Raw genomic sequence first — 24,346 nt, forward strand, 5'->3', positions numbered from 1 at the left:
AGACCTTCGCCGTCCCACGGCGAAGGTGCGTCCATTGGATGCGTGGCGTCGTGGCCCTGTCCACCGCCGTACCTGATTGCCCGTCCGACATCGACCTGGTCCGTGCCAGGCGCCGTCGATGCGCATCGAGTTCGGCCTCCACCGGCCTTACGGCCGCCCGCCCATTCTTCGACGAGACCTTCATGGACGCCCTACTGAACCCCGAGATCTGGATCGCACTGGCCACACTGACCGCGCTCGAACTGGTGCTCGGCATCGACAACATCATTTTCATCTCGATCCTGGCCGGCAAATTGCCGCCGGAGCAACGCAACAAAGCGCGCCGCGTGGGCATCACCCTGGCCGCGGTGACGCGACTGGGCCTGCTGCTGGCCATCGCCTGGATCGTCGGCCTGACCGCGCCGCTGTTCTCGGTGCTGGGCAACGAGTTCTCCTGGCGTGACCTGATCCTCATCGGCGGCGGCCTGTTCCTGATCGGCAAGGCCACGCACGAGATCCACCAGAAGCTGGAAGGTGCCAGCGAGCACGTCAGTGCCGGCGGCGCGGCGACGGCGACCTTCGCCAGCGTCATCGCCCAGATCATGGTGCTGGACATCGTGTTCTCGCTGGATTCGATCATCACCGCCGTGGGCATGGTCGACGAGCGCTGGGTGATGGTCACCGCCATCCTGATCTCCATCATCTTCATGCTGATGTTCGCCCGCCCGATCGGCGATTTCGTCGAGCGCCACCCAACCGTGAAGATTCTGGCGCTGAGCTTTTTGATCATGATCGGCCTGGTCCTGATCGCCGACGGCTTCGGCCAGCACATCTCCAAGGGCTACATCTACGCGGCGATGGCCTTCTCGGTGTTCGTCGAGCTGATCAACCTGTGGGTCCGCAAACGCGAGCAGGCCAAGGTCGCGCCGGTCAAGCTGCACGAGCGCTTCACCAACGACCCGCCCACGCCGTGAACCGCACGCGGGCCACGGCCACCTGGCCTGAGCCCGCGTCGTCCGCTGGCTCAGGCGCGTCACCGCGAATGAGCCGGCACTGCGTCCATCCACCCGGTGGGGCGGCCATCCCGGCCGCCCCGATCCGTTCATAACGCGGCCGGTGTCGCGACCGCGAGCGAACCGCGCCGCGGGACCGGTCGTGCTCAGGTCTCGTACGCCGACTCGCCGTGCGAGGTGATGTCGAGGCCTTCACGCTCGGCCTCCTCCGGCACGCGCAGGCCGACCACGGCCTTGACGATCCAGAAGGCAATCACCGACACCACACCCGACCACACGACCGTGACACCGACGCTGAGCGCCTGCACGCCGACCTGGTGCGCGATCGAGAAATCGGCCGCGCCGGTGCCGCCCAGCGACGGCGCGGTGAACACGCCGGTCAGCAGCGCGCCGATGATGCCGCCCAGGCCGTGCACGCCGAACACGTCGAGCGCGTCGTCGGCGCCGAGCAGGCGCTTCAACCCGGTCACGCCCCACACGCACAGTGCACCGGCGATCGCACCGATGGCGATCGCACCGAGCGGACCGACCGTGCCGCAGGCCGGGGTGATCGCGACCAGACCGGCGACCACGCCCGAGGCGCCGCCGAGCATCGACGGCTTGCCCTTCACCACCGCCTCGACCAGGCTCCACGCCAATGCGGCAGCGGCCGTGGCGAGCAGCGTGTTGAGGAACGCCAGTGCAGCGCCGGCAGTGGCCTCCAGATTGGAACCGGCGTTGAAGCCGAACCAGCCCACCCACAGCAGCGACGCGCCGATCATGGTGAAGGTGACGTTGTGCGGCTTGATCGCCTCGCGCCCGTAACCGACACGCCGACCGACCAGGTAGGCGCCGACCAGGCCGGCGATGCCGGCGTTGATGTGCACCACGGTGCCGCCGGCGAAGTCGATCGCGCCCTTGGCGAACAGCCAGCCGTCCGGCGCGTACCAGACCATGTGCGCGATCGGCAGGTAGGCGAAGGTGAACCACAGCACCGAGAACAGCAGCACCGCGCGGAACTTGATGCGCTCGGCGAACGCGCCGACGATCAGCGCCCCGGTGATGCCGGCGAAGGTCGACTGGAACGCGACGAACACATACTCCGGCAACGACACGCCGGCGGTGAACGTCGCCGCCAGTGTCTCCTTGGTCACGCCAAGCAGGAACAGTTTGTCGGTGGTGCCGATGAAGGCGCCGCCGCCGCCAAATGCCAGCGAGTAACCGTAGGCCACCCACAACAACACGATCAGCGAGAACACCGTCAGCACCTGCATCAGCACCGACAGCACGTTCTTGCTGCGCACCAGGCCACCGTAGAACAGGGCCAGGCCGGGCACCGTCATCAGCAGCACCAGCAGGGTCGAAGTCAGCATCCAGGCGACGTCGCCCTTGTCGACCACCGGCGCGGCTTCGACCGCGGCAGCGGCTTCCTGGGCGAGGCTCACGGCAGGCAGAGCCAATGCGGCCACGGCCAGGAGCAGGCGCGGATGGCGGAAGGCATCCACCATGCGCTGCCGCTGCCCGGAAGACAGCGCGCGCTCCTGCCTCTCGTCATTCCCGCGCAGGCGGGGTCTTTCGGGCTGCCGAATGGCGGCACCACCCAGTGTCTTCGCGTGTGTCACGTCGTCATTCCCCTCGGTGGTGATGGTTGGCAAGGCAACGCCCATGGATTCCCGCCGGAGCCTGTCCTGAGCGAAGCCGAAAGGCGGGAATGACGGCTGAGGTGGGTCATGTCGGAAAATCATCACGCCCCCTCACAACGCGTCGTCGTCGAGTTCGCCGGTGCGGATGCGCAGCGCGCGTTCCACCTGCGAGACGAGGATCTTGCCGTCGCCGACCTTGCCGGTGCGGGCCGCGTTCTGCACCGCCTCCAGCGCGGCATCGAGCAAGGCTTCGGGCACGGCGCACTCGACCTTGAGCTTGGGCAGGAAGTCGACCACGTACTCGGCACCACGGTAGAGCTCGGTGTGGCCCTTCTGTCGACCGAAGCCCTTGACCTCGGTGACGGTGATGCCGGACACGCCGACTTCGGTGAGCGCTTCGCGCACCTCGTCGAGCTTGAACGGCCGGATGATCGCGGTGATCAGTTTCATCTCGCAGCTCCGTGGGGTAACAAAACGTGAGGTGGGTAGGAATGCGCCATCGCTCAGAACGCCTTGCTCAGCGTGAGCACGACCGTGTCGTCGGCGATGTGGTTGCCGTGCGGGTTGGTGTAGAGCGCCTGTTCGGCATCGGTGTCGCTGTAGGCCAGGGCGATCGAGAAGCCGCTGTCGAAGCCCTTGGTGACGCCGAGCTTCCAGTCGATGTAGGCGAAGTCCTCGTTGTTCTCGATCCACTGCTTGCCGACGTGCGCGTTGAGCGTCCAGCTGGGCTTGAACTCCCAGTTCGCATTCGCCTCGAGGTAACCGCTGCCGTCCGAGTCGGCGTAGCCGAACAGGTCGGTGAGGGCATAGGAGTACTTGGCCGTGAACACACTGGCGCTGATGCCGACGTAGAGCTCGGCCGTGTCGGCGCTGTTGAAGCCGGACGGAAAGTCGCCCGGGTACCAGTAGTAGATCGCGCCGACGTCGAAGCCGACGACGTCGTTGAACTTGCCGCGATAACCGCCGTAGCCGTCGAGCTCCAGGCTGCTGGAGATCGGCGCCAGCGGCGTGGACAGGTCGGACAGCCAGTTGATGTTGCTGCCCCAGGCGCCGAGGTAGAAGCCGTTATCGGCCGCGAACTCGACACCGCCCTGCAGCGCGGGCTCCTGGTTGGTCTGCGAGACGCCGCGGAACAGGTAATCGCTGGTCAACGCCAGCGAGCCGGATACGCCGGCGTGCGCAGGCGCCATGCCCAGGCAGGCAACGGCGAGTACGGCCGATGTGGCCAACGTATTGCGAACAGCATGGATGCGAACTGCATTGATGCGAGACGACATGACGCAGGCTCCTCATAAGCGGTGGCCCCTCCCCGGTCATTGCTTCATTGCGCTTGCACGCGGGCCTTTTCCTGGCGGCCGCGTCACTCGCCCTGCGGCGGGTGGAGCCCGTCGATTCGGTTACCTCACTGGTGGATTACTTGCCGTTCCTTCTCCCTCCGGAGAAGGTGCCCGAAGGCGGATGAGGGTCGGGCGCTCCGTTCACTCGACGGCCGCGGCACGCTGTCACCCCTGCCTGGCGTCACGACGTTCCCGCGAGCGGCCGGTCATCCGCCGACCCTCACCCCAGCCCCTCTCCATCGGGAGAGAGGCTGCAGCAGCTGCATCAGATCGCGTAGTACATCTGGTATTCGAGCGGGTGCGTGGCGGCGCGGAACTTGGTCACTTCCTGCATCTTCAGTGCGATGTAGCCGTCGATGAAGTCGTCGGTGAACACGCCGCCAGCCTTGAGGAAGTCACGGTCCTTGTCGAGCGCTTCCAGCGCCTGGTCGAGGCTGTGGCACACGGTCGGGATGTTCTTCTCTTCTTCCGGCGGCAGGTCGTAGAGGTCCTTGTCGCTCGGTGCGCCCGGGTCGATCTGGTTCTTGATGCCGTCCAGGCCGGCCATCATCAGCGCGGCGAAGATCAGGTAACCGGAGTTCATCGGGTCCGGGAAACGGATCTCGATGCGGCGCGCCTTCGGGTTGGCGACGTACGGGATGCGGCACGAGGCCGAACGGTTGGACGCCGAGTACGCCAGCATCACCGGCGCCTCGAAGCCCGGCACCAGGCGCTTGTAGCTGTTGGTGGTCGAGTTGGCGAAGGCGTTGATCGCGCGCGCGTGCTTGAAGATGCCGCCGATGTACCACAGCGCCATCTGCGACAGGCCGCCGTAGCCGTCGCCGGTGAACAGGTTGACGCCGCCCTTGGCCAGCGACTGGTGCACGTGCATGCCGCTGCCGTTGTCGCCGACGATGGGTTTCGGCATGAAGGTCGCGGTCTTGCCGTTGCGGTGGGCGACGTTCTTGATGATGTACTTCATCGTCAGCAGCTCGTCGGCCTTCTTGACCAGCGAGTTGAACTTGGTGCCGATCTCGCACTGGCCGGCGTTGGCCACTTCGTGGTGGTGCACCTCGACCTCGATGCCGACGGCTTCGAGCGTCTTGCACATCTCGGCGCGGATGTCGTGCAGCGAGTCGAGCGGCGCGACCGGGAAGTAGCCGCCCTTCACGCCCGGACGGTAGCCGGTGTTGCCGCCTTCGTACTCGCGGCCGGAGTTCCACGCCGCCTCTTCCGAGTCGATGTGGAAGAAGGTGTGGCCCATGTCATTGGCATAGCGCACCGAGTCGAAGATGAAGAACTCCGGCTCCGGGCCGAAGAACGCCTGCTCGGCGATGCCGCTGGCCTTGAGGTAAGCCTCGGCGCGCTTGGCGACGCCGCGCGGGTCGCGCGAGTAGGCCTGCATGGTGGCCGGGTCGAGGATGTCGCAGGTCAGGACCAGGGTCGGGTCGGCGGTGAACGGGTCGAGGAAGGCGGTGCTGGCGTCGGGCAGCAGCACCATGTCGGACTGGTGGATGCCCTTCCAGCCGGCGATCGACGAGCCGTCGAACATCTTGCCGTCCTCGAACAGGCCCGGCTCGATGATCGACTTGGGGAAGGTGACGTGGTGCTGCACGCCGCGCAGGTCGGCAAAGCGCAGGTCGATGAATTCGACCTTGTGGTCACGGATCAGCTTTTCGACGTGTTCGATCGACATTGCGGGCACAGCCTCGAGTGAAGGGATACCCTCATGTAGCAATCGGCGTGCCAACTTTTTTCACCGTCTAACAAATTGATTTATAAGGATTCACAGGCACAGCGCCCGGCATTTAGCATCAATTTCGTGCGTTTTGTGCATCTATTGCACCAAACTGGTGCTTTCAAGGCATCCGTTATGCTGGCCGGCCCGTTCACGCCCGCCACGACCTCCTGCATGACCGACCTGCTCGCCGCGCTGCTGCTCGGCATCATCGAAGGCATCACCGAATTCCTGCCGATCTCCAGCACCGGCCACCTGCTGATCGCCCAGCACTGGCTGGGCCGGCGCAGTGACCTGTTCAACATCGCGATCCAGGCCGGGGCGATCCTGGCGGTGGTCCTGATCTACCGGCAGCGGCTGTGGGGCTTGGTGATGGCGTTTGCCGGCCGCGACAAGCCCGGCGCCTACGACCCGCTTGGGGTCGACATCACTCCGGCGCAGTGGCGCGGCTATGCCTACAAGCTGGCGGCGGCCTTCGGCGTGACCGCGGCGGGTGGGCTGCTGGTCAAGGCGCTGGGCTGGGAGCTGCCGGAGACGGTCACCCCGATCGCCTGGGCGCTGATCCTGGGCGGCGTGTGGATGGTCGCCGCCGAACAGCTGGCGGCGCGGCGCGCGGCGGTACTGGGCGAACGCCAGCACATCACCTGGCTGGTGGCCGTGCTGGTGGGCATCGCCCAGGTGGCGGCCGGGGTCTTTCCGGGCACCTCGCGCTCGGGCGCGACCATCTTCGTGGCGTTGCTGGCGGGCACGACCAATCGTGCCGCCGCCACGGAATTCGCGTTCCTGGTCGGCATCCCGACCATGTTCGCCGCCACCGCCTACGAGCTGGCGCACGTGATCGGCAACGGCGAGGCCGCGCACGAGGACTGGAGCGCGCTCGCGGTCGCCTTCGTCGCCTCGGCGATCACCGCCTTCGTCGCGGTGAAGTGGCTGCTGCGCTACATCCAGAGCCACCGTTTCACCGCCTTCGCGGTGTACCGCTTCGTGCTGGGCGCGGCGTTGCTGTGGCTGGTGCCGACCGGCAGCTGAATCGGCAATGCACCCGGCGCCTGCGCCTTCACCCGGTTCTGCGCAGCGGTGCGTTTCCATAGGCCCACCTTCTGGAGACTGGCGATGAAGCGACTTGCACTGCTGACCCTTCCCTTGGCCTTGACCGCCTGTACCAAGGCACCACAGGACACGCCGCCGGCACAGACCGCGCCTGCGGCTGCAGCCACGGCACCGGCCAATACGGCCCTGGATGCGGCCGCTCTCGGCGGCTACCACTGGCAGCTCGACCAGGCGCTCGACGCCAAGGGCCAGCGCATCGAGGCGCTGTTCGCGCGCGCCGACCGGCCGCTGCAGCTGGATTTACGCGACGGCCGCGTCAGCGTCAGCAACACCTGCAACCGCATGAGCGGCGGCTACACGATCGCTGGCGACAAACTCGAGATCGCGCGCCTGGCCTCGACGATGATGGCCTGCGCCGATCCCAAACTGATGGCCTTGGACCAGGACATCGGCCAGCGCCTGCAGGCGCCGCAGACGCTGGCGCTGCGCAGCGGCGACACGCCGCAGCTGACCCTGACCTCGGCCGGCGGCGACGTGCTGACGTTCCGCGGCGAAGCCACCGCGGACACGCGCTACGGCGGCCCGGGCGCGACCGCCTTCTACGAGGTCGCGGCGCAGACCCAGCCGTGCAGCCACCCGTTGATCCCCGACAAGCAGTGCCTGCAGGTGCGCGAGCTGCACTACGACGAGCGCGGCCTGAAGTCCGGCACGCCGGGCGAGTGGCAGCCGCTGTACCAGGACATCGAGGGCTACGAGCACGTCAACGGCGTGCGCAACGTGGTGCGGCTGAAGCGTTACGCCGTCAAGAACCCGCCGGCCGATGCGTCGTCGGTGGCCTATGTGCTCGACATGGTCGTCGAGTCGGAAACCGTGAAGGCGAAGTAAGACCGCCTTGCCGCAACGGCTGTGGCGCCGTCAGTCGGGTGACGGCACCGCAGCCTCGCCGGTGCACCGGCTCACCCGGTGACGTCGGGGTTCAGCGAGTACGTCGCGTAGATCACGGCCTCGTCCAGCACGTGGCCGTGCATCGCGGCGAACACGTCGGCGGCGGTGAAGCGCGCCGGCACGTCCAGCTTCTCGACATCCAGCGCGAACACGCGGAAGAAGTAGCGGTGCAGGCGCAGGTCGTTGGGCGGCGGGAACGGGCCGTCGTAGCCGCGCCAGTCGCCGGCCATGGCGCTATCGCCGGCGAACCAGCCGGTGTAGTCGTTGAGGCCCTGGCGCGCGCCGGCCGGACCGGCCGGTTGCGCCTTGCCGTGCGCCACCACGCCGTCGCTGCAGCTGCCAGCCGTGATTTCGCGCAGGCCGGCGGCCAGGTCGACCATCGCCCAGTGCACGAACTCGCCGCGCGGCTGGTCGGCCGGGATCAGCACGCCGGCCTGGCCGACCATCTCGGCCACGGTCGGCACGTCCGGGTCGATGCACAGCAGTGCGAACGAACGGGTGCCGTCCGGCACCCCGTCCCAGGCCAGGTGCGGGTTGCGGTTGGGCGCAAAACCGAAGCCGTCGGCCGTGGCCTGGCCGGCGGCGAACTGCGCCGGCAGGCGCTGGCGGTGCTCGAAACTGTCGCTGCGAATGCGCATGTCGCCTCCGTGGATCGGGGATGAGGGTCGCTGCGGTGATCAGGCCGCCGGGTAACCCAGCCGCTGGGCCACCGGCTCGAGCAGCGCGAACGCCTCGGCCAGCGGCTCGGCGAACGTGCGCCAGTGGCCGGGGGCGAGGCGCGCCGTGCCGAGCGTCGCCGGCGATGGCGTCATCACCCGGGTCTGCAGGGCGTCGGCGAGTGCCTGGGCGACGCCACGCGGGTCCTGGGCGATGTCGTCGAGCCGGACCAGCCGATGCGGGAACAGGTCCTGCTCGTGCAGCTGCGCCACCTGCTCCAGCGTCGCCGCCAGCCAGCGCGCGCCGGCTTCCGGCGAAGCCAGTGCAAACGGCACCGGGCTGCCGTAGGCCAGCCAGTCCAGCAGCATGTCGCGCGGGTCGCGCAGGGCGATCATCAGCACCGCCTCGGGCAGGTACGGGCGCAGCGCCAGCAGCAACGCGTTGTCCCACCACAGCAGCCAGTCGAACACGGTGCCGTCGCTGATCCCGCGTGCCGGCAGCCCGGCGCGCCACAGGTTGATCTGGTAGGCCGCATCGAGCGTGCCGTCGACCAGACCGGCCGTGGTCGGATAGCGCTGGAACAGGTCGTTCGGCGGCGTGGCGCCGAGGCGATCGGCGCGCACCGGCGCCCCGCTCTCGCCGAGCGTCACCGCCAGCCGCTCGACCAGCGAGCCCGGCGCGCCCCACAGCAGCAGCACCGGTGGGGTCGATTCCGCCACCGGCGCCAGCTCCGGCCACTGCGCGATCGGCGCGCTCGGTTGCGGCAGCGGCAGGCGCTCGCCGACGACCTCGGCATGCAGTTCGGCCCAGGTCGCCGCCGCCGCATCGGGCTGGCCGGCGATGTCGAAACAGCGGCCGAGCAGCTGCCGCAGCGAACGCTTGATGTTGATGTCCTGCGCTTTCGCCAGCAGGCCCTCGACGCGCATCACCGCCGCGTCCGGGTCGCGCCGCAGCAGCTCGTCGACGATTCGCAGCTCGGCCTGGGTGTGGCCGGGCTGCAGCTCGATGATGCGGCGCGCGACGGCTTCGGCCTGGTCGTGCTCGCCGGCGCGGCCGTGGATGGTGGATTGCGCTTCCAGCGCCGGCACGTGCTCCGGCATCGCCACCTGCCAGCGCGCGACCACGTCCCGCGCGCCCTCACCGGCGAACGGCTCGAGCGCCAGCCGCGCGCGCCACAGGTCGGGCAATTGCGTGTGCGCTTCCAACGTCGTGTCGAGGGTGCTGCGCGCTTCGTCGACGGCCTCGAGCCGACGCCAGGCCTCCATCAGGGCGAGCAGGGTGCGGCGGTCCAGCGGCTGCGCCGCGAACGACTCGCGCAGGCGCGCCAACGCGCTCTCGTTGCGGCCGCCTTCGAGTTCGAGCTCAGCGACCAGGCGCTGCAGGGCCGGGGTCGCGGCGGCGCCGTCCAGCAACGGTGCCAGCTCGTCGGCGGCCTCGCCCGGGCGACCCTGGCGGCGCACCAGGTCGGCGATCAGCGAGCGCAACGCGCGCGAATCCGGGTCGCGTTCGAGCAGGCGGCGGAAGGCCTGCTCGGCGAAGGCGAAGTGGCCCTTGGCCAGGTAGGCGAAGCCCAGCGCGTGGCGCAGCTGCAGGTCGTCCGGCGCGCGCTCGGCGGCGCCGCTGAGGATAGCCAGGGCGCGGTCGGCGTCGCCGCGGCGCAGCGCCAGCGAGCCTTCGACCGCGGCCACGTGCGGGTGCTCGGGGGCGATGCGCGCGGCGGTGCGGACCAGGCGCTCGGCCTCGTCGAGGTCGCCGCGGCCGACCGCGAGCTGCGCCTGCACGATGTAGGCCGGGAACTGGTTGGGGTCGAGCCCGGTGGCGCGGGCCAGCGCGGCCTGGGCCTCGTCGAGCTGGCGCTCGGCCAGCAGCAGGCCGGCGCGTTCCAGATGCAGGCCGGCGTCGTCCGGGGCCAGGCCGATGGCGTGGTCGATCGCCGCCAGCGCGGCCTCGCGATCGCCGTCCAGGCGCAGCGCGGCAGCCAGCAGGCGGTGCGCGGTGGCGTCTTGCGGCTGCGTGGCGACGGCATCGCGCGCGGCGGCCAGCGCTTGCGCGGCGGCGCCGCGACGCAGCGCGTCGAGAATGGGTTCGTACATGGACAGCTCGGTTGCTCGGACGAATCCGCGATTGTAGCGGCTGCGGGCATTGCGACCGGGCGCGACGGCACTTCCAGCGTTGCCTCGGGCTGGAAACAAACTCAGCCCATCGCGTCCATCATCCGCTGCGCGATCCAGCGTTCGGCGAAGCCGTCGAGCCGGGCGCTTTCGAGGAAGCCGCAGTGCCCGCCCCACGGCGCGATCTCCAGCCGCGCCGACGGCGGCAGCCGCAGTTCGTCGAAACCGGCGACCGGGATCACCGGGTCGTCGGCCGCCATCAGGATGCTGGCCGGCACCTGCAGCGCGGCCAGGCGGTCGCCGGCGATCGAGTAACCGTCGAAATAACGCTCGAGCGTGCCGAAGTCGGTGTGGCGCTCGATCATCCATTGCGTCAGCGGGCGCATGCGCAGGCCCAGCACGCTGTCGTCAAACGCATGCTGCTGCGGGAACAGCGCTCGCTTGCGCGCCAGCGAGCCGCGCCACTTGCGCTCGAAGTACCACAGGTACAGCGGCAGGCCCTGTTCCATCGCGTCCATCGTCCGCCCCGGGTCGAGCACCGGGCAGACCGCGGCCACGTGCGCCAGCGCCAGCCCCGCGGCCGGCGCGTGCAACGCCAGGCGCAGGGCGAAGTTGCCGCCGAGCGAGTAACCGGCCACGCACAGCGGCTGCAGCGGAAAGCGCCGCGACACCTCGCACGCGGCATGCACGACCTCGCCGATGCGGTTGGAGTGGAACAGCCCTTCATTGAGGTGATGGGTGTTGCCGTGGTCGCGGAAGTTGAGGCGGAACACGGCGAAGCCACGCTGCAGCAGCTGCGCCGCGGTCAGGCGCATGTAGCTGGAATCGACGCTGCCCTCCCAGCCGTGCAGCAGCAGCACCAGGCCGCGCGGCGACACGCCCGGCATGACGCTGTGCAGGCCGTGCAGGCGCACGCCGTCGCCGCCGTCGATCAGGTGCTCGCTGGTGACCGCGCCGAGCACGGCCAGGCTGCGCTCGCCGTAGCGCCGGCGCAACGGGCTCGAGCCGAGCACCGACTGCACGTGCGCGTTGCGCAGCCAGTGCGGCGGGCGGTAGTCGGCGGCGGTCAGCATGACGGGGACCATAACCGGTGAAAGTCCGGGTGTTGCAAATCGTGCAGTCGCACCAGGGCCAACGCAGTCCTCAACCGGTCATGGCCTCGACGATGCGCGCACGTGCGAGTTCGGCGATGCGGCGGCGGCCATCGGTCTCGCCGGGCGCGATCGGTTCCAGGAAATGGATCTCGGCCAGGCGCGGCGGCTCGCCGAGCAGGCGCACGAAGTTGCCGAAGAAACTCTCGCCCGGCGCAAACGCGACCACCGCCTGGGCGTTGCCGCGCTCGCCGTAGCGCAGCGCCACCGGCTGCACCGGCACCCCGGCCTCGACCGCGGCCAGGAAGATGCGGGCGTGGAACGGGCCGATCTCGCTGCCGCCGCGGGTGCCGCCCTCGGGAAACACCCCGACCGAGCGCCCCGCGCGCAGTCGCGCCAGCATCTCGTGCAGCACGCCGCCAAGCGATTCGGTGCTGCCGCGCGCGTGGAAGATGGTTTCGCCGCGCGCAGCCAGCCAACCGACCACCGGCCAGCTCTCGATCTCGCGCTTGGCGACGAAACCCATCATGCGCTGGCTGTGCAGCGCCTCGATGTCGATCCAGCTGACGTGGTTGGCGACGAACATCGCCGCGCCCGGCAGCGGCTCGCCAATGCGGCGCAGGCGGAAACCGAACACGCGCATCAGCCCCGCCGACCAGGCACTGATCAGGCGGTGCTCCAGGCGCTCGTCGCCCAGGCGCAGGCTGCCGATCGGCGGCGTCGACAGCAGCAGCACCAACGGCAGGTCGATCAACACGTGCCACGCCAGCAGCGGCACGCGGATCAGGTAGCGGAGCGCGCGCGCGGCCGGCGTCGCGAACGGCGCCGTCGCGCCGGCGTGGGGGGACGGCGCATTCATTGTCGACCACGATACCGAAGCACCGGCAGCGCAGCCAGCGTTATGCGCTCATGCGTGCGCCACGACCGCCAGGGTCAGGCGCGAAACGCAGACCAGACGGCCGCGTTCGTCCTCGATGCGGATCTCCCAGACCTGGGTGCGCGCGCCGACATGCAGCGCACGCGCGGTGCCGGTGACCACGCCGTCGCGCGCGGCGCGCAGGTGGTTGGCGTTGATCTCGACGCCGACGCAGACCTCGCCCTCACCGACGCAGAGATTGCCGGCACTGCTGCCCAGCGTCTCGGCCAGCAGCACCGAGGCGCCGCCGTGCAGCAGGCCGTAAGGCTGCCGGGTGCGCGCGTCGACCGGCATGGTGGCGCGCAGGTAATCGGGGCCGAGCTCGGTGAAGACGATGCCGAGCGTCTCGATCGCGGTGCCGTGCGACAGCGCGTTGAGTTCGGCCGGGGTCTGCGTGCCGCGGAACAGCGGCCGGGGCGATGCGTGGGCGTTCATCGCGCCACGATAACGAGCGATGCGGCCGGCGGCCAAGTCGTCACGGCCGGCTCGGGTGCCCGGTTCGAGTGGCTCCAGGAAAAAAAGGGCCCGGGTTGGCGACGCCGTCGGAGAGGGGGGGCGTCGCGGCCCGGGCCGGGGAAACAGGGGAGGACTCCAGGGGTGATGACCCAGGGTCACGCGCAACGGAAGCGCGGCTGCGCCCAGTCACGGGTGTAGCGGCGGTTGCTGGCGTAGCCACTGCTGTTGCCGTAGCCGATGCCGAAGTCGCGCTCGCGGTGGGTGTGGCGGACCGGCGGCGGCGCGGCGAGGGCGCGCGCGATCGGGGTGGTCGGGGCGGCGTTCGGGCGGAAGGCGTTCATGGCTTGGGTCCTGGAAGTCGGTGCAGCAGGGGGATCAGGCGCAACGGAAGCGCGGCGGCGCCCAGTCGGCGATGTAACGGCGGGCGCTGGCGTAGCCGCTGCTGTTGCCGTAGCCGATGCCGAAGTCGCGCTCGCGGTGCAGGTGGCGGACCGGTGCGGCCAGCAGCGTGGCGGCGGGCTTGACCGTGGAGGACGTGGGGACGGTCAGCGGAAGGCGGATGACGTTCATGGCGGTGTCCTGTCGGGGGCTGTGAACTGGTGTGCTGGTAAAGTACAACACCACATCAATTCCGCCATGGGCCAAAAGTCACCCCACCGAAGACCTACCTGCGTGGGGTGCGGCCGCAGCCGGAACTCCCTGATCAAGATAGGGATTTGGCCGAAATGGTTGCCATGACTGATGACAGGGGGGCCGCCGGGACCCGCGCTGGCGCCGCTCCCGGCCGGAAACAGGCCATCGGGCGGGGGGACTGCCGTCACGTTCACCGGCCTGACTCGAGCCCGGCAACGGCAGGCCGGAAGTCACGACTGCGCGAAACCACCCCTCCGTCTGCAGTCCGGGCTACGGGCCCTGCGATGCGCGGTTTCTAGAGGATCGGCGCCAGGCCCGCGCCGAAGGCGGTGAAGATGCGCGTGGTCAGGCCCTTGAGGCCGAGCGCGACCTCGGGAAAGTCGCCGACCGGGCGGTAGCAGGCGCGAAAGCCCGGATCGCTGGGCGGCAACGGCTGCGGGCAGGCCGGGCCGGGCACGAACTCGTAACTGGTGGCGTAGCGCATCGGCCAGAAATCAAACAGCGGCAGCGCCTCGAACGCCTTGCCGATCGAGTAGTCCAGGCCGGAGAACACCGGCGGCTTGTCGCGGCGCGCGATCACCCAGGAGTTGGCCGGGGCGATGTCGCGGTGGATGCTCGCCGCCAGCGCCGCGGCAAAACCGGCGTCCTCGATCACCACCGCGCTCTCGGTGTTGTAGTGGTCGCCGCGCGGGTCGAAGTTGTGGGTCCCGACCACGCCGATCCGGCCGTCGATGACCAGCGACTTGGCGTGCATGCCGATGCGCACGCCGGCACGCTTGAGCGGCACCGGCTGGTTGGCGCCGCGCGTGGTGTAGCGCAGCGCGGCGTACTCGCGCGACAACGCGCGCCGGTACTGCTCGCGCCCGACCGCGCTGCGCCGGTCGTAGCGATCGCGCAGTTCGCGGTGCCGGGTCTGCACCTCGTCGTCGCCCGCCCCCCCCGTCTCGCCACTGAGCGCACGCTCCGGCGAGAGCGCACCGGGGTCGGCATCGGTCGCGGCCACCGCCGTGCTCACGCCCAGTTCCGGCAGCGCCGCGCCGGTGGCGGCGATGTCGATCGGCGCGTCGGCCGGAAAGGGCTTGTACTCGTAGATGTTGAAACCGAATTCGCGCAGGTAGCGGCGCTTGTACTTGTACGACAGCGCGTAGGCGATGAAGGCGTCGGTCGCCGCCAGGCTGTTGGTCGAGACGATCACCCGCGGTCGTTGCTCGCGCGGACGCTGCTGCAGCTGCCGGAACATGTCCTGCGCCGCTTTCGACAGCACCAGGTACGGCGTCTGCAGCAGCACTTCGTCCTGCGCCGACTCGATCAGCTCGCGCAGCGAGCCGGTGGCCTGCGCCTGCTCGACGGTGTGGGCGCGGTGCTTCTCCGGCGTGTCGGAGATGTAGCGCACCGCGCCGACCGGCAGCGCCTGCGCGCTCAGTCGCTGCGCTACCAGCGCCGCGTCGCCGGCGTCACGGCGCATCGCCTGCGCCCGTTGCGGACGCTCGAACTGCGCCGGCGGCAGCGCCGGCACGCCCTGCTTCAGCAGCCGCGCGCCGACGTCGTTGAGGCGCTCCACCGCGACGCTGCGGCGGTCGTCCCAGAACAGCGCGAAGTCCGCGCCCATCACGTGCGCAACCGGACCGGCCACGAGCAGGTCGCGGTCGCGGAAGTTGTACTCGTCGTCCCAGTCGTAATAGTCGTCCTGGTAGTTGCGCCCACCGGTGATGCCAACCGCGCCGTCGATCAGCAGCAGCTTGGTGTGCATGCGCTGGTTGAGCCGGCGCCAGCAGCACGCGGCGGCCAGCGCGTACTGCGGGTAGCTGGTCTGGGCGCGGCCGAGCACCGGGCTGTACAGGCGCAGCTCGAAGTTGACATGGGCGCCGGCCAGCGCCGCCAGCGTGTCGACGTGCTTGAGCGCGGCCAGTTGGTCGATCAGCACGCGCACGCGCACGCCGCGGCGGGCGGCGGTGAGCAGTTCGTCAAGCACCAGCCGGCCGGCGTCGTCCTCGTCGAAGATGTAGGTCTGCAGGTCGATGGCGGTGGTCGCGCTGCGGATCAGGTTGATCCGCGCCAGCAGGGCCTCGGGGCCGCGATCGAGGATCAGCGCGTAATGGCGCGGCGCCGACGCTGTCGACTCGGCAAACGCGCGCGTCGCCAGCTCGCGCAGCGGCGACGGCTGTGCGCAGGCATCGATGCGGGTGCAATCGAGTTGTGTCGAGCGCGCCGCCGCCACCAGGGCCGTGGCGCGATCGCGCTGCACGTTCGACAGCGAGGCGCAGGCCGACAGGGCCAACGCCAGCACGACGACCAGCGCGCGCGCGGCCGCCGTCACCGTGCCGGCTCCAGCAGGCGCACGCGCAGGGTGAAGCGCACGCGGTCGATCAGGGCCAGCTGCCAGCCGTCGAGGCCGTAGTCGCCGCGGCTGATGCTGCCGGTGGCGAGCACGTCGCAGTCCTTGCCCGGGCGCGCGCAGGCGGCCGGCGCCAGCACGAAGGTTTCCATGCGGCTGACGCCGTGCATCGACAGCTTGCCGCGCAGGCGACCGCCACGATCAACCACGTCGGCGTGGTGCGGCTCGGACAGGAACTCGATGCGCGGGTAGCGCGCCGAGTCGAAGAAACGCGGGCCGCGGGCGAGTTCGGTGTAGCGCGCCGAGTCGGCGACCTGCACCGCCGCCGTGGCCAGCACGATGCGCACCTGGTGGCGGCCGTCCGGCAGCACCGTCAGCTCACCGGCGTAGTCCGGGAAGTCGCCGGCCACGCGCTGGCCCCAGCGCGTGCGCAACTCGAAACCGAAGCGGGTGTGGAGCGGGTCGAAGGACTCGGTCGTGGCTTGCTGGGCCGTGGCTGGCGCGGCAAGCGCCGCCCAGGCCAACAGCGCGCACAGCAGGATCCGGGCGGAGCGGCGCAGGCTTGCTGTCACGGCCACCAGAAGGCGCTGAGCTGGGCCGCGCCCGGCTCCAGTGCGCTGTCGACCGGCACGCTCAGCACCGCGATGCCGCCCGGCGGCATGCCGCGGTAGTCGCCGGACTGGCCGCTGTGCAGCAGCGCGGCCAGGCGCTCCAGGCCCGGGTTGTGGCCGACCAGCATCAGTCGCTCGACCTCCGGGTGGGTGTCGGCCAGCGCGATCAGGGTGCCCGGCGAGGCCTCGTAGATCGACGGCTCGATGCGCTGGTCGATGTAACCGACCGTCGCCAGCACCGCTTCCAGGGTCTCGCGGGTGCGCCGCGACGGCGAGCACAGCACGCAGTCGGGCACCAGCTTGTTGGCGGCGAGCCAGCGGCCGGCGGCCTCGGCTTCGGCCAGGCCTTCGGCCGACAGCGGCCGGTCGAGATCGGCCTGGCCGTTGCCGGCGGGTTCGGCATGGGCATGGCGCAGCAGGATCAATTCACGCATTCGCGTCACTACCTCGAAGTGTGGGCGCCATTATCGTCGAGCCACGGTGCGATGCCGCACTCAGGCCTTCTTCAACCACTTCAGCAACGGCTGCCAGTCGTCCTGGTGCTCGCGCACCTGCAGCGAGTGGTAGTCGAACAGGCTCTTGCCGAGCCCGGTCATCAACACGTAGGCCTGGCTGTCGCGCAGCTGCGCCACCACCGGGTAGGGCCAGGCCGCGAGCAGGTCGAGCGCCTGCTGCGAAGCGTTGGTCCACGGCTTGAGCTTGTTGCCGACCAGGCCGACGCGCAGCGCGCCGCGGCGCACGCGCGGATGGCGGGCCAGCGAGTCCAGGAACGGCACCGTCGCCTCGATGTCCAGGGTCGAGGGCTGCACCGGCACCACCACGGTGTCGGCGACCTCGAGGAACGCGTCCAGCTCGTCGGCCATGGCCCCGGCCGGGGCGTCGATCACCAGGCGCTGGGTGTCGTCGGGCAGCTGCTTGCGCCAGGCCTTGCGGCGGGTACCGTCGAGCGGCAGCACCGCGCTGTCGAGGCCGGCGCGGCGCTGCGCCCAGCGCGTCGAGGACTCCTGCGGGTCGGCGTCGACCAGCGCGGTGCGCAGGCCGTCGAGCGCCGATTGCGCGGCGAGGTGGGTGGCGATCGTGGTCTTGCCCACGCCCCCCTTGGAACTGGCCACCAGCACGGTCTTCATGCGAGCTCCCTCTGGGCGGAAGCCGCAGCGTACACCGCGACCGCAGCCGGAACCATCGCCAGCGCACCGGCGGGGCCATGGGGAGAATCGGGAGGAAGAAGAAGGATCGCACCCTTGCTCGTCATTCCCGCGCAGGCGGGAACCCATGGACGTTGTCTTTGACTCACCCTCGGCACGGACGCCGTCCCTGGACTCCCGCCTGCGCGGGAATGACGAACCGTGGGGCATCCACGATGCTCGTGCCCATGAGCAGTCCTGCGGAGCTACCGATCCCCTTCGACAGCCGATCGCGGAGCGCGTGATCGCCGTTCGACATCAAGATGCGTCAGATACAAGCGCAAATCGAACTCCAGCTGGTGGTAGTCCGGCGCCATGTGCGTGCACAGCTGGTAGAAAGACTTGTTGTGCTCGGTTTCCTTGAGGTGCGCCAGTTCATGCACCACGATCATCTTCAGGAAATCGGCCGGCGCATCGCGGAAGACGGTGGCGATGCGCATCTCGCGGCTGGCCTTGAGCCTTCCGCCCTGCACCCGGGAAATGGCCGTGTGGGTACCGAGCGCATGCTTCATCACCTGCAGCTTGCTGTCGTAGATCACCTTGCCCAGCGGCACCGATTGGCGCAGGTGCCGGTCTTTCAGCGCCTGGACATAGGCGTACAGCTGGCCGTCGCTTCGCACGGCGTGGGGCTGGCGGTACTTGTCGACCAGCATCGCGCCCAGTCGATCGCGTTCGATCAACTCGTGCACCCGCGCCTGTATGTGCTGCGGGTAGCCGGCGAGGTACTTCAGGCGTTCCATCAGCGAAGGCAAGGTGGTCAGCGGGGACGGCGGGTATGATGGGCCGGAAATCCTGAACAAGTAACTGCGACATGGCGAAGGCGAATCCGCTTCAGGAACAGCTGCTCAAGGCGGGCCTGGTCAAGAAGTCCAAGGTGGCCGAGGTAGCGCGCGAGCAGAACAAGGCCCGGCATGCCAAGGGGCCGTCGGAGCCCAGCGAAATCCAGCTGGACGCGGAGCGGGCACGGGTCGAGAAGGCCGAGCGGGACCGCGCACTCGCTGCCGAGCGCAAGGCCCAGGCACGCATCACCGAACTTCGCGCGCAGGCGCGGCAGATCATCGAAGACCGGAAAGTGCCGCGCTCGGGCGAGAGTGAGTACCGCTTCACCGTGGACGGCGCCATCCGCACCGTGCTGGTCGACGATGACCTGCGCAAGAAGCTGTCCCTGGGCGCGCTGGTGATCGTCCGCCTGGACGAGCGCTACGAGCTGTTGGCGCGCGCGGCCGCCGACAAGGTGCGGGAGCGCGACGCCAGCATGATCGTGCTCGATCATGGCCAGGACGCGGGCGCCGCGCCGTCCGCCACGACCTCCGAAGACGAGGCGTATTACGCGCAGTTTCAGGTGCCTGACGACCTGGTGTGGTGACCGCGGCGGCCAGGAGCTGGCCCAGCCCTGCTAATAACCCCAATCGCCCACCGTCGCTCGATGGTGGGACAACTTCCGGCTGCGGGTTAAGGCAACGCTGAATAAGTGCCGTCATCCCCGCGAAGGCGGGGATGACGGGCAATAGGGATTTGATCAGCGTTGCCTTAATCGATCCGCCACCGATTCAGTACCCCGCCGCCTGCCCGTCCTTGCGCGACTCGCTGGCGCCGATGTAACCGCCATTCGGATTCACCATGATCGCCTGGTAGCCGCCGTAGGGGCCGTCGGCGAAACGCACGCTGTGGCCCTTGCGCATGAGCTCGCGCACGGTCTCGTACGGGAAGCCGGTTTCCAGGTCGAGCTCGCCGCCGTCGCTCATCGCCGCGGCCTGCCCGGTCGGCTCGGTGGAGCCGTCGTGCTGGATGCGCGGCGCGTCGCCGGCTTCCTGCAGGTTCATGCCGAAGTCGATCAGGTTGATCACGATCTGCGCGTGGCCCTGCGGCTGCATCGCCCCGCCCATCACGCCGAACGACAGCCACGGCTTGCCGTCCTTGGTGGCGAACGCCGGGATGATGGTGTGGAACGGACGCTTGCCGGGCGCAAACAAATTGGGATGATCCGGCTCTTGATCAGAATGCTTGAGCACGAACTGCTCGCCGCGGTCCTGGAAGATGAAACCCAGCCCCGGCGGCGCCATGCCGCTGCCCATGCCGCGGTAGTTGGACTGGATCAACGAAACCATCATGCCGTCGCTGTCGGCGACGGTCATGTAGATGGTGTCGCCCTCGTTGAGCTGCGCGATCACGCCCGGCTCGACCGCCTTGGCGGCGCGCTCCATCGAGATCAGCTTGCCGCGTTCGCGCGCGTAGTTTTTCGAGACCAGCTTCGCCACCGGCGTCTTGTAATACGCGGGGTCGGCGTAGGAGGCGGCGCGATCGGCGAAGGCCAGCTTCTTGGCCTCGGTGAACAAGTGCACGTGCTCGACGCTGCCGAAGCCGTAGCGCTTGAGGTCGTACGGCTCGAGCAGGTTGAGGATCTGCAGCGCGGCGATGCCCTGGCCGTTGGGCGGCAATTCCCACACGTCGACGCCGCGGTAGTTGGTGCTGACCGGCTCGACCCATTCACCGGTGTGCGAGGCGAGGTCGTCGTAACTCAGGAAACCGCCATTGGCCTTGAAATAGGCGTCGATGGTGCGGGCGATGTCGCCCTTGTAGAACGCATCGCGGCCGCCCTGGGCGATCTTTTCCAGGGTGCTGGCCAGGTTCGGGTTCTTCCACATCTCGCCGGTGCGCGGGGCGCGTCTTTTCCCGGGGATGTCGCCATCCACCGTGAACTGCTCGGCGAAGCCCGGCCATTTCGACAGGCTGGGGACGCTGCGGTTCCAGTAATAGGCGATGACTTCATGCACCGGATGGCCCTCGCGCGCGTAGCGGATGGCCGGCGCGAGATCATCGGCGATGGGCTTGCGGCCGAACTTGCCGTGCAGCGCAAACCAGGCGTCGACGGTGCCCGGCACGGTCACCGGCAACGGGCCGTGCGGCGGGATGTCCTTCAGCCCGCGCCGCTGGAACTCGGCCAGCGTCAGCGACCTGGGCGAACGGCCGGAACCGTTGTAGCCGTACAACTTTTTTGTCTTCGGGTCCCAGACGATCGCGAACAGGTCGCCGCCGACGCCGTTGCCGGTCGGCTCCATCAACCCGAGCGCGGCGTTGGCGGCGATCGCCGCATCGACGGCGCTGCCGCCGGCCTTCATCACATCGAGGGCGATCTGGGTGGCCAGCGGGTGCGAGGTCGCGGCGATCGCGTGCGGCGCGTAGACCTCGCTGCGGGTGGCGAACGGCTTGCCGGTGATGCGGTCGGCGCACATGGCGGTCAGGGGCAGGCAGAGCAGGAGGGTGGCGAGCAGAGGACGCATGGCTGGGCCATTGAGGAAAACCAGCCTCGATATTATCGCTGCGTGAAATCGCGCACGACCCTACTTTCGGCATGCGGCCAGGCCGTCACCGCGCACGCGACACCGCGCGGCCGCACGCGCGTGCGGCCGGATCGTGACGCTTCGAGCACCGGAACCGATGCGGCCACCGCGGCCGCAACGGCGCTTACGGCCAGCTCGGCGGGTTCTGCGCCCAGGCGGCCTGCACTTCGGCCAGTGCGGCGCGCTCGCCTTCGCTCCAGTCCGGCAGCAGCGTGGTCAACCCGGCGCTGCTGCTCCACTGCTGCGGCTCGCTGCGCACCGCGGCGGCGTACCACTGCACCGCCTCGTCCTTGCGATCCAGCGACCACAGCACCAGCGCGAACGTCGGCGGCATCCACGCCGCGGCGATGTTGCGCGACTCCAGCAGGGTGCGCCATTGCGCCAGCGCGCCTTCGCTGTCGCCGGCACGGTACAGGTCCCAACCGTAGTTCCACGCCACCGAGCGCCAGATGCCGTCACTGCGGTCGATCGTGGCCAGCGCGCGACCGTAGAGCTGTCGCCCCAGGTCGGCCCGGCCGGCTTCCATGGCCAGATGCGCCAGCTGCGCCACTTCGGCCTTGGCGCGCGGGTTGCGTTCGATCGCCTTGGCCAGTTTTTCCATCGCGGCGTCGCCGCTGTCCTTGATGGCCTGCACCGGTTTGGTGGCGCTGGCGTCGGCGGCGAAATAGAACTCGACCGGCTTGGGCAACGTCTGCGCCGCCGCCGGTCCGGCCACGGCCAGCAAGCCCGCGAGCAGCAGGTGTCGTTTCATCATTGTTCGGGTCCCCTGAGAACATCCTCCCCGCGCGCATGCTAACCCGGACGCGGGCGCAGGCGTGACCGCAGCCACGCTTCCACCCGTGTCCGCACAGGGATCAGCCGCCGCTGGGCACCAGGGTCACGCGATCGGCGACCCACATCGCCGGCCGGGTGTCACCGGTCATCAACAGGCACAGGTCCTGCTTGCCGCGCACGTCCTGAGGCAGGTCGACCGTCAACTCGACGAAACCGTCCTTGTCGGGAGCGGCCGGCATCGGCGCTTCGGCAATGACCTTGCCTTTGCAGCCACCGGCGCGGACCACCAGCTCGCCGTGCGCGCTCTTGGCCGGCTCGAAGGTGCGGCTGGGCTCGTCGTGGGCCAGCTGGAAGTAGTACGGGATGCGCCCGGCGCGCACGCGGATCTGGCCGATGCCGTCCAGGTCGGCGGCGTTCCACTGCCAGCACGGGTAGAAGATCGTGACGTTGAAGATGGCGCGCTCGCCGTCGGCCGGGCCGTCGTCCTCCAACCGCAACAGCAGACGACCGGCATCGGGGCACACCGCCAGTTGCTCGTCGCTGCGGCTGAGCAGCGAAGCGGCATCGATGCGGAACTCGCTGCTGGCAACCAGGGCCCGGTCGCCGTGGAACGCCGCCGCGCGCACCTGCGCGGGCAACTTGACCGGGAACGGCGCGTCGTACGCCTTCGCAGTGGCGCCCGGCTCGGAACCGTCGGTGGTGTAGCGCACCGGATAACCCAGCGGATTGCTCAGCGTGATCTGCGCGGTACCGGCGCGGCGGTCGTCGTCGACCGCAATGGCGACCTCGAACGGCGTGCGGGCGTAGTCGATGCCCAGCGCCTGCAGGCGGTGCAGGTGGCCGGGCAGGCGCGCGAGGAAATCCTCGAAGCGCTTGTCGGCGCGCGGCGTCCAGCCGGTCTCGGCCACCGCCGCCAGGCGCGGGTACAGGTGGTGCTCCAGGCGCGCGTCGGTGCGGGTGTGCTCGGTCCACATGTTGGCCTGCAGGCCGAGGATGTGGCGCTGCTGCGCCTGCGTCAGCTCCTTCGGCACCGGCTCGAACGCGTACGCGTCCTGCAGCGTGTTGGTGTCCGGGCGCCCCGGCGGCTCGTTGGGCGAGGTGGTCTGCAGGTAATCCAGGTACAGGTCCGAGGACGGCACCATCACCACGTCGTGGCCCTGGCGGGCGGCCTCGATGCCGCCTTCGATGCCACGCCACGACATCACCGCGGCCTCCGGCGGCAGGCCGCCTTCGAGGATCTCGTCCCAACCGATCATCAGCTTGCCGTGCCCGACCAGGAAGCGCTCCAGGCGCTTGAGCATGTAGCTCTGCATGCCCTCTTCGCCGGCGACGCCCAACTCCTTGATGCGCTGCTGCACGCGCGCGGATGCCTTCCACTGGTCCTTGACGGCCTCGTCGCCGCCGAGGTGGACGTAGCGGCCGGGGAACAGCTCGACCATCTCGGCCAGCACGTTCTCCAAAAACACCAGCGTGCTGTCCTCGGCGTTGAACAGATAGGTATTGACGCCCCATTCGTTGAGCGGCGCCGGGCGGTCGCCGAGCACGCCCAGCTCCGGGTACGCGGCGATCGCCGCCTGCGCGTGGCCGGGCACGTCGAGCTCCGGTACCACGGTGATGTGGCGCGCCGCCGCGTAGGCGACGACCTCGCGGATCTGATCCTGGGTGTAGTACCCGCAGTACGGACGCGGCTGGCCGCTGGCCGGATCACGCCCGCCGTCGCCGGCCGGGATGCGGCAGCCGCTGATCTGCGTCAGTTTCGGGTAGCGCTTGATCTCCATGCGCCAGCCCTGGTCGTCGGTCAGGTGCCAGTGGAAGACGTTGAGCTTGTGCAGCGCCATGGCGTCGAGCAGCGTCTTGATCTCCTCGACGCTCTGGAAATGCCGCGCCGAGTCGAGCATGAAGCCGCGCCAGCCGAAACGCGGCGCATCGTCGATGGTGACCGTGGGAATGGCCGCCGTCGCAGCCGGGTCGAGCGTGGCCAGCTGCCACAGCGTCATCGCGCCATTGAACAAGCCGGCCGGCGTCCGCGCGACCACGCGCGCGCCCTCGGGCTTGACCTCCAGCCGGTACGCCTCCGGCGAGGCGCCGGCGAATTGCGCATCGAGCACGAATGCGATCGCCCCGCTGGCCGGGGCTGCAATCGCCGTCTGCAGCTTCGGCTTGCCGCCGGTCACCAGCAGGTCGGCGAACGTGCGCGCCACCGCCTCGGCCTGGGCATCGGACGCCAGCAGCGCGGTGGTCGGCGTCAACGTCAACTGGCCCGGCCCGCGCTCCAACCGGGCGGGCCGCGGAATCAATGACAGCGGTGCGATGGCCGGAGCGGCGCTGACCGGCGCCTGCACCGGCGTCGCCTCATCGCGCGCCTTGCAGCCGCCCAATGCCAGCACGGCCAGGCACGTCGCCATCCAGGCCGCCCGATGCGGCGCGCAGGTCATCCAGCTCATCGATCCACTCCCTAATGTGTGTCAACCCATAGCAAGCAGGCCCGGGGTTGCCGGGCCCGCCTTGTCGCCTGCCACCGCAATGAATCTTGTAACCCGGCAACGCATCGAGTGACTCGTGCGGGCGGATCAG

General features: G+C 69.4%; 23 protein-coding genes. 4 read left to right on the top strand and 19 right to left on the bottom strand.

Annotated elements, in window-relative coordinates:
- Positions 1 to 182 precede the first annotated feature (182 nt).
- Entirely contained in the window at positions 183 to 953 is a 771-nt protein-coding gene (locus tag ACFOLC_RS12895; RefSeq protein WP_386759667.1) for a TerC family protein, read from the top strand.
- Between the two features lie 185 nt (positions 954 to 1,138).
- Here the strand turns inward: ACFOLC_RS12895 and ACFOLC_RS12900 are convergent, their stop codons facing one another.
- The 4 genes from ACFOLC_RS12900 to glnA all read right to left on the bottom strand — a co-directional run bounded on the left by ACFOLC_RS12900 (position 1,139) and on the right by glnA (position 5,626).
- Positions 1,139 to 2,479, bottom strand: coding sequence for an ammonium transporter (locus ACFOLC_RS12900; protein ID WP_386759753.1), 1,341 nt, complete (start codon positions 2,477 to 2,479; stop codon positions 1,139 to 1,141).
- A gap of 246 nt (positions 2,480 to 2,725) precedes the next feature.
- Positions 2,726 to 3,064, bottom strand: coding sequence for a P-II family nitrogen regulator (locus ACFOLC_RS12905; RefSeq protein ID WP_386759668.1), 339 nt, complete (start codon positions 3,062 to 3,064; stop codon positions 2,726 to 2,728).
- A 53-nt stretch (positions 3,065 to 3,117) separates the two neighbouring features.
- Entirely contained in the window at positions 3,118 to 3,891 is a 774-nt protein-coding gene (locus ACFOLC_RS12910) for a TorF family putative porin (protein ID WP_386759669.1), read from the bottom strand.
- Between the two features lie 325 nt (positions 3,892 to 4,216).
- Positions 4,217 to 5,626, bottom strand: coding sequence for a type I glutamate--ammonia ligase (glnA, locus tag ACFOLC_RS12915; protein WP_386759670.1), 1,410 nt, complete (start codon positions 5,624 to 5,626; stop codon positions 4,217 to 4,219).
- Positions 5,627 to 5,842: 216 nt separating this feature from the next.
- Here glnA and ACFOLC_RS12920 point away from each other — a divergent pair, with 216 nt between their 5' ends.
- Together ACFOLC_RS12920 and ACFOLC_RS12925 are read left to right on the top strand one after the other, a co-directional pair.
- The gene (locus ACFOLC_RS12920) at positions 5,843 to 6,697 is read left to right on the top strand and encodes an undecaprenyl-diphosphate phosphatase (protein WP_386759671.1); all 855 of its coding nucleotides are present in this window, start codon (positions 5,843 to 5,845) and stop codon (positions 6,695 to 6,697) included.
- Between the two features lie 84 nt (positions 6,698 to 6,781).
- Complete coding sequence (locus tag ACFOLC_RS12925) at positions 6,782 to 7,603, top strand: META domain-containing protein (RefSeq protein ID WP_386759672.1); 822 nt, start codon at positions 6,782 to 6,784, stop codon at positions 7,601 to 7,603.
- A 71-nt stretch (positions 7,604 to 7,674) separates the two neighbouring features.
- Here ACFOLC_RS12925 and ACFOLC_RS12930 read toward each other — a convergent pair whose 3' ends face one another.
- The 12 genes from ACFOLC_RS12930 to ACFOLC_RS12985 all read right to left on the bottom strand — a co-directional run bounded on the left by ACFOLC_RS12930 (position 7,675) and on the right by ACFOLC_RS12985 (position 18,397).
- Positions 7,675 to 8,301, bottom strand: coding sequence for a YbhB/YbcL family Raf kinase inhibitor-like protein (locus ACFOLC_RS12930; RefSeq protein WP_386759673.1), 627 nt, complete (start codon positions 8,299 to 8,301; stop codon positions 7,675 to 7,677).
- 39 nt (positions 8,302 to 8,340) lie between these two features.
- Entirely contained in the window at positions 8,341 to 10,413 is a 2,073-nt protein-coding gene (locus ACFOLC_RS12935; protein WP_386759674.1) for a tetratricopeptide repeat protein, read from the bottom strand.
- Positions 10,414 to 10,514: 101 nt separating this feature from the next.
- Positions 10,515 to 11,501 carry a YheT family hydrolase gene (locus ACFOLC_RS12940; protein ID WP_386759754.1) on the bottom strand — a complete coding sequence of 329 codons (987 nt, stop codon included), beginning with the start codon at positions 11,499 to 11,501 and terminating at the stop codon, positions 10,515 to 10,517.
- 73 nt (positions 11,502 to 11,574) lie between these two features.
- Positions 11,575 to 12,381, bottom strand: a complete 807-nt coding sequence (locus ACFOLC_RS12945) for a lysophospholipid acyltransferase family protein (RefSeq protein WP_386759675.1) — start codon at positions 12,379 to 12,381, stop codon at positions 11,575 to 11,577.
- Between the two features lie 48 nt (positions 12,382 to 12,429).
- Positions 12,430 to 12,873 carry a hotdog fold thioesterase gene (locus tag ACFOLC_RS12950; RefSeq protein ID WP_386759676.1) on the bottom strand — a complete coding sequence of 148 codons (444 nt, stop codon included), beginning with the start codon at positions 12,871 to 12,873 and terminating at the stop codon, positions 12,430 to 12,432.
- 176 nt (positions 12,874 to 13,049) lie between these two features.
- Positions 13,050 to 13,235 carry a hypothetical protein gene (locus ACFOLC_RS12955; RefSeq protein ID WP_386759677.1) on the bottom strand — a complete coding sequence of 62 codons (186 nt, stop codon included), beginning with the start codon at positions 13,233 to 13,235 and terminating at the stop codon, positions 13,050 to 13,052.
- 34 nt (positions 13,236 to 13,269) lie between these two features.
- Positions 13,270 to 13,464, bottom strand: a complete 195-nt coding sequence (locus ACFOLC_RS12960) for a hypothetical protein (protein ID WP_386759678.1) — start codon at positions 13,462 to 13,464, stop codon at positions 13,270 to 13,272.
- A 358-nt stretch (positions 13,465 to 13,822) separates the two neighbouring features.
- A complete protein-coding gene (locus tag ACFOLC_RS12965) occupies positions 13,823 to 15,844 on the bottom strand; it encodes a phospholipase D family protein (protein WP_386759679.1) in 2,022 nt (673 codons plus the stop codon).
- Positions 15,841 to 16,434, bottom strand: a complete 594-nt coding sequence (locus ACFOLC_RS12970) for a YceI family protein (protein WP_386759680.1) — start codon at positions 16,432 to 16,434, stop codon at positions 15,841 to 15,843. The genes ACFOLC_RS12965 and ACFOLC_RS12970 overlap by 4 nt, the downstream gene beginning before the upstream one ends.
- Positions 16,431 to 16,907: a SixA phosphatase family protein gene (locus ACFOLC_RS12975; RefSeq protein WP_386759681.1), complete on the bottom strand. Its 477-nt coding sequence runs from the start codon at positions 16,905 to 16,907 to the stop codon at positions 16,431 to 16,433. Before ACFOLC_RS12975 ends, ACFOLC_RS12970 begins: the two co-directional genes overlap by 4 nt.
- Before the next feature lie 60 nt (positions 16,908 to 16,967).
- Complete coding sequence (locus ACFOLC_RS12980; RefSeq protein ID WP_386759682.1) at positions 16,968 to 17,600, bottom strand: nucleotide-binding protein; 633 nt, start codon at positions 17,598 to 17,600, stop codon at positions 16,968 to 16,970.
- A gap of 263 nt (positions 17,601 to 17,863) precedes the next feature.
- Positions 17,864 to 18,397: a YgjP-like metallopeptidase domain-containing protein gene (locus ACFOLC_RS12985; RefSeq protein ID WP_386759683.1), complete on the bottom strand. Its 534-nt coding sequence runs from the start codon at positions 18,395 to 18,397 to the stop codon at positions 17,864 to 17,866.
- A 71-nt stretch (positions 18,398 to 18,468) separates the two neighbouring features.
- Between ACFOLC_RS12985 and ACFOLC_RS12990 the strand changes: the two genes are divergently transcribed.
- Positions 18,469 to 19,023 carry a DUF2058 domain-containing protein gene (locus ACFOLC_RS12990; RefSeq protein WP_386759684.1) on the top strand — a complete coding sequence of 185 codons (555 nt, stop codon included), beginning with the start codon at positions 18,469 to 18,471 and terminating at the stop codon, positions 19,021 to 19,023.
- A 184-nt stretch (positions 19,024 to 19,207) separates the two neighbouring features.
- Here ACFOLC_RS12990 and ggt read toward each other — a convergent pair whose 3' ends face one another.
- From ggt to ACFOLC_RS13005, 3 genes are all read right to left on the bottom strand, one after another.
- Positions 19,208 to 20,938, bottom strand: coding sequence for a gamma-glutamyltransferase (ggt, locus tag ACFOLC_RS12995; protein ID WP_386759685.1), 1,731 nt, complete (start codon positions 20,936 to 20,938; stop codon positions 19,208 to 19,210).
- Positions 20,939 to 21,122: 184 nt separating this feature from the next.
- Complete coding sequence (locus tag ACFOLC_RS13000; protein ID WP_386759686.1) at positions 21,123 to 21,749, bottom strand: tetratricopeptide repeat protein; 627 nt, start codon at positions 21,747 to 21,749, stop codon at positions 21,123 to 21,125.
- A gap of 103 nt (positions 21,750 to 21,852) precedes the next feature.
- Positions 21,853 to 24,216 carry a family 20 glycosylhydrolase gene (locus ACFOLC_RS13005; protein WP_386759687.1) on the bottom strand — a complete coding sequence of 788 codons (2,364 nt, stop codon included), beginning with the start codon at positions 24,214 to 24,216 and terminating at the stop codon, positions 21,853 to 21,855.
- Positions 24,217 to 24,346: the final 130 nt, after the last annotated feature.

This window comes from Lysobacter cavernae (assembly GCF_042648505.1).
Classification (GTDB): domain Bacteria; phylum Pseudomonadota; class Gammaproteobacteria; order Xanthomonadales; family Xanthomonadaceae; genus Lysobacter_L; species Lysobacter_L cavernae.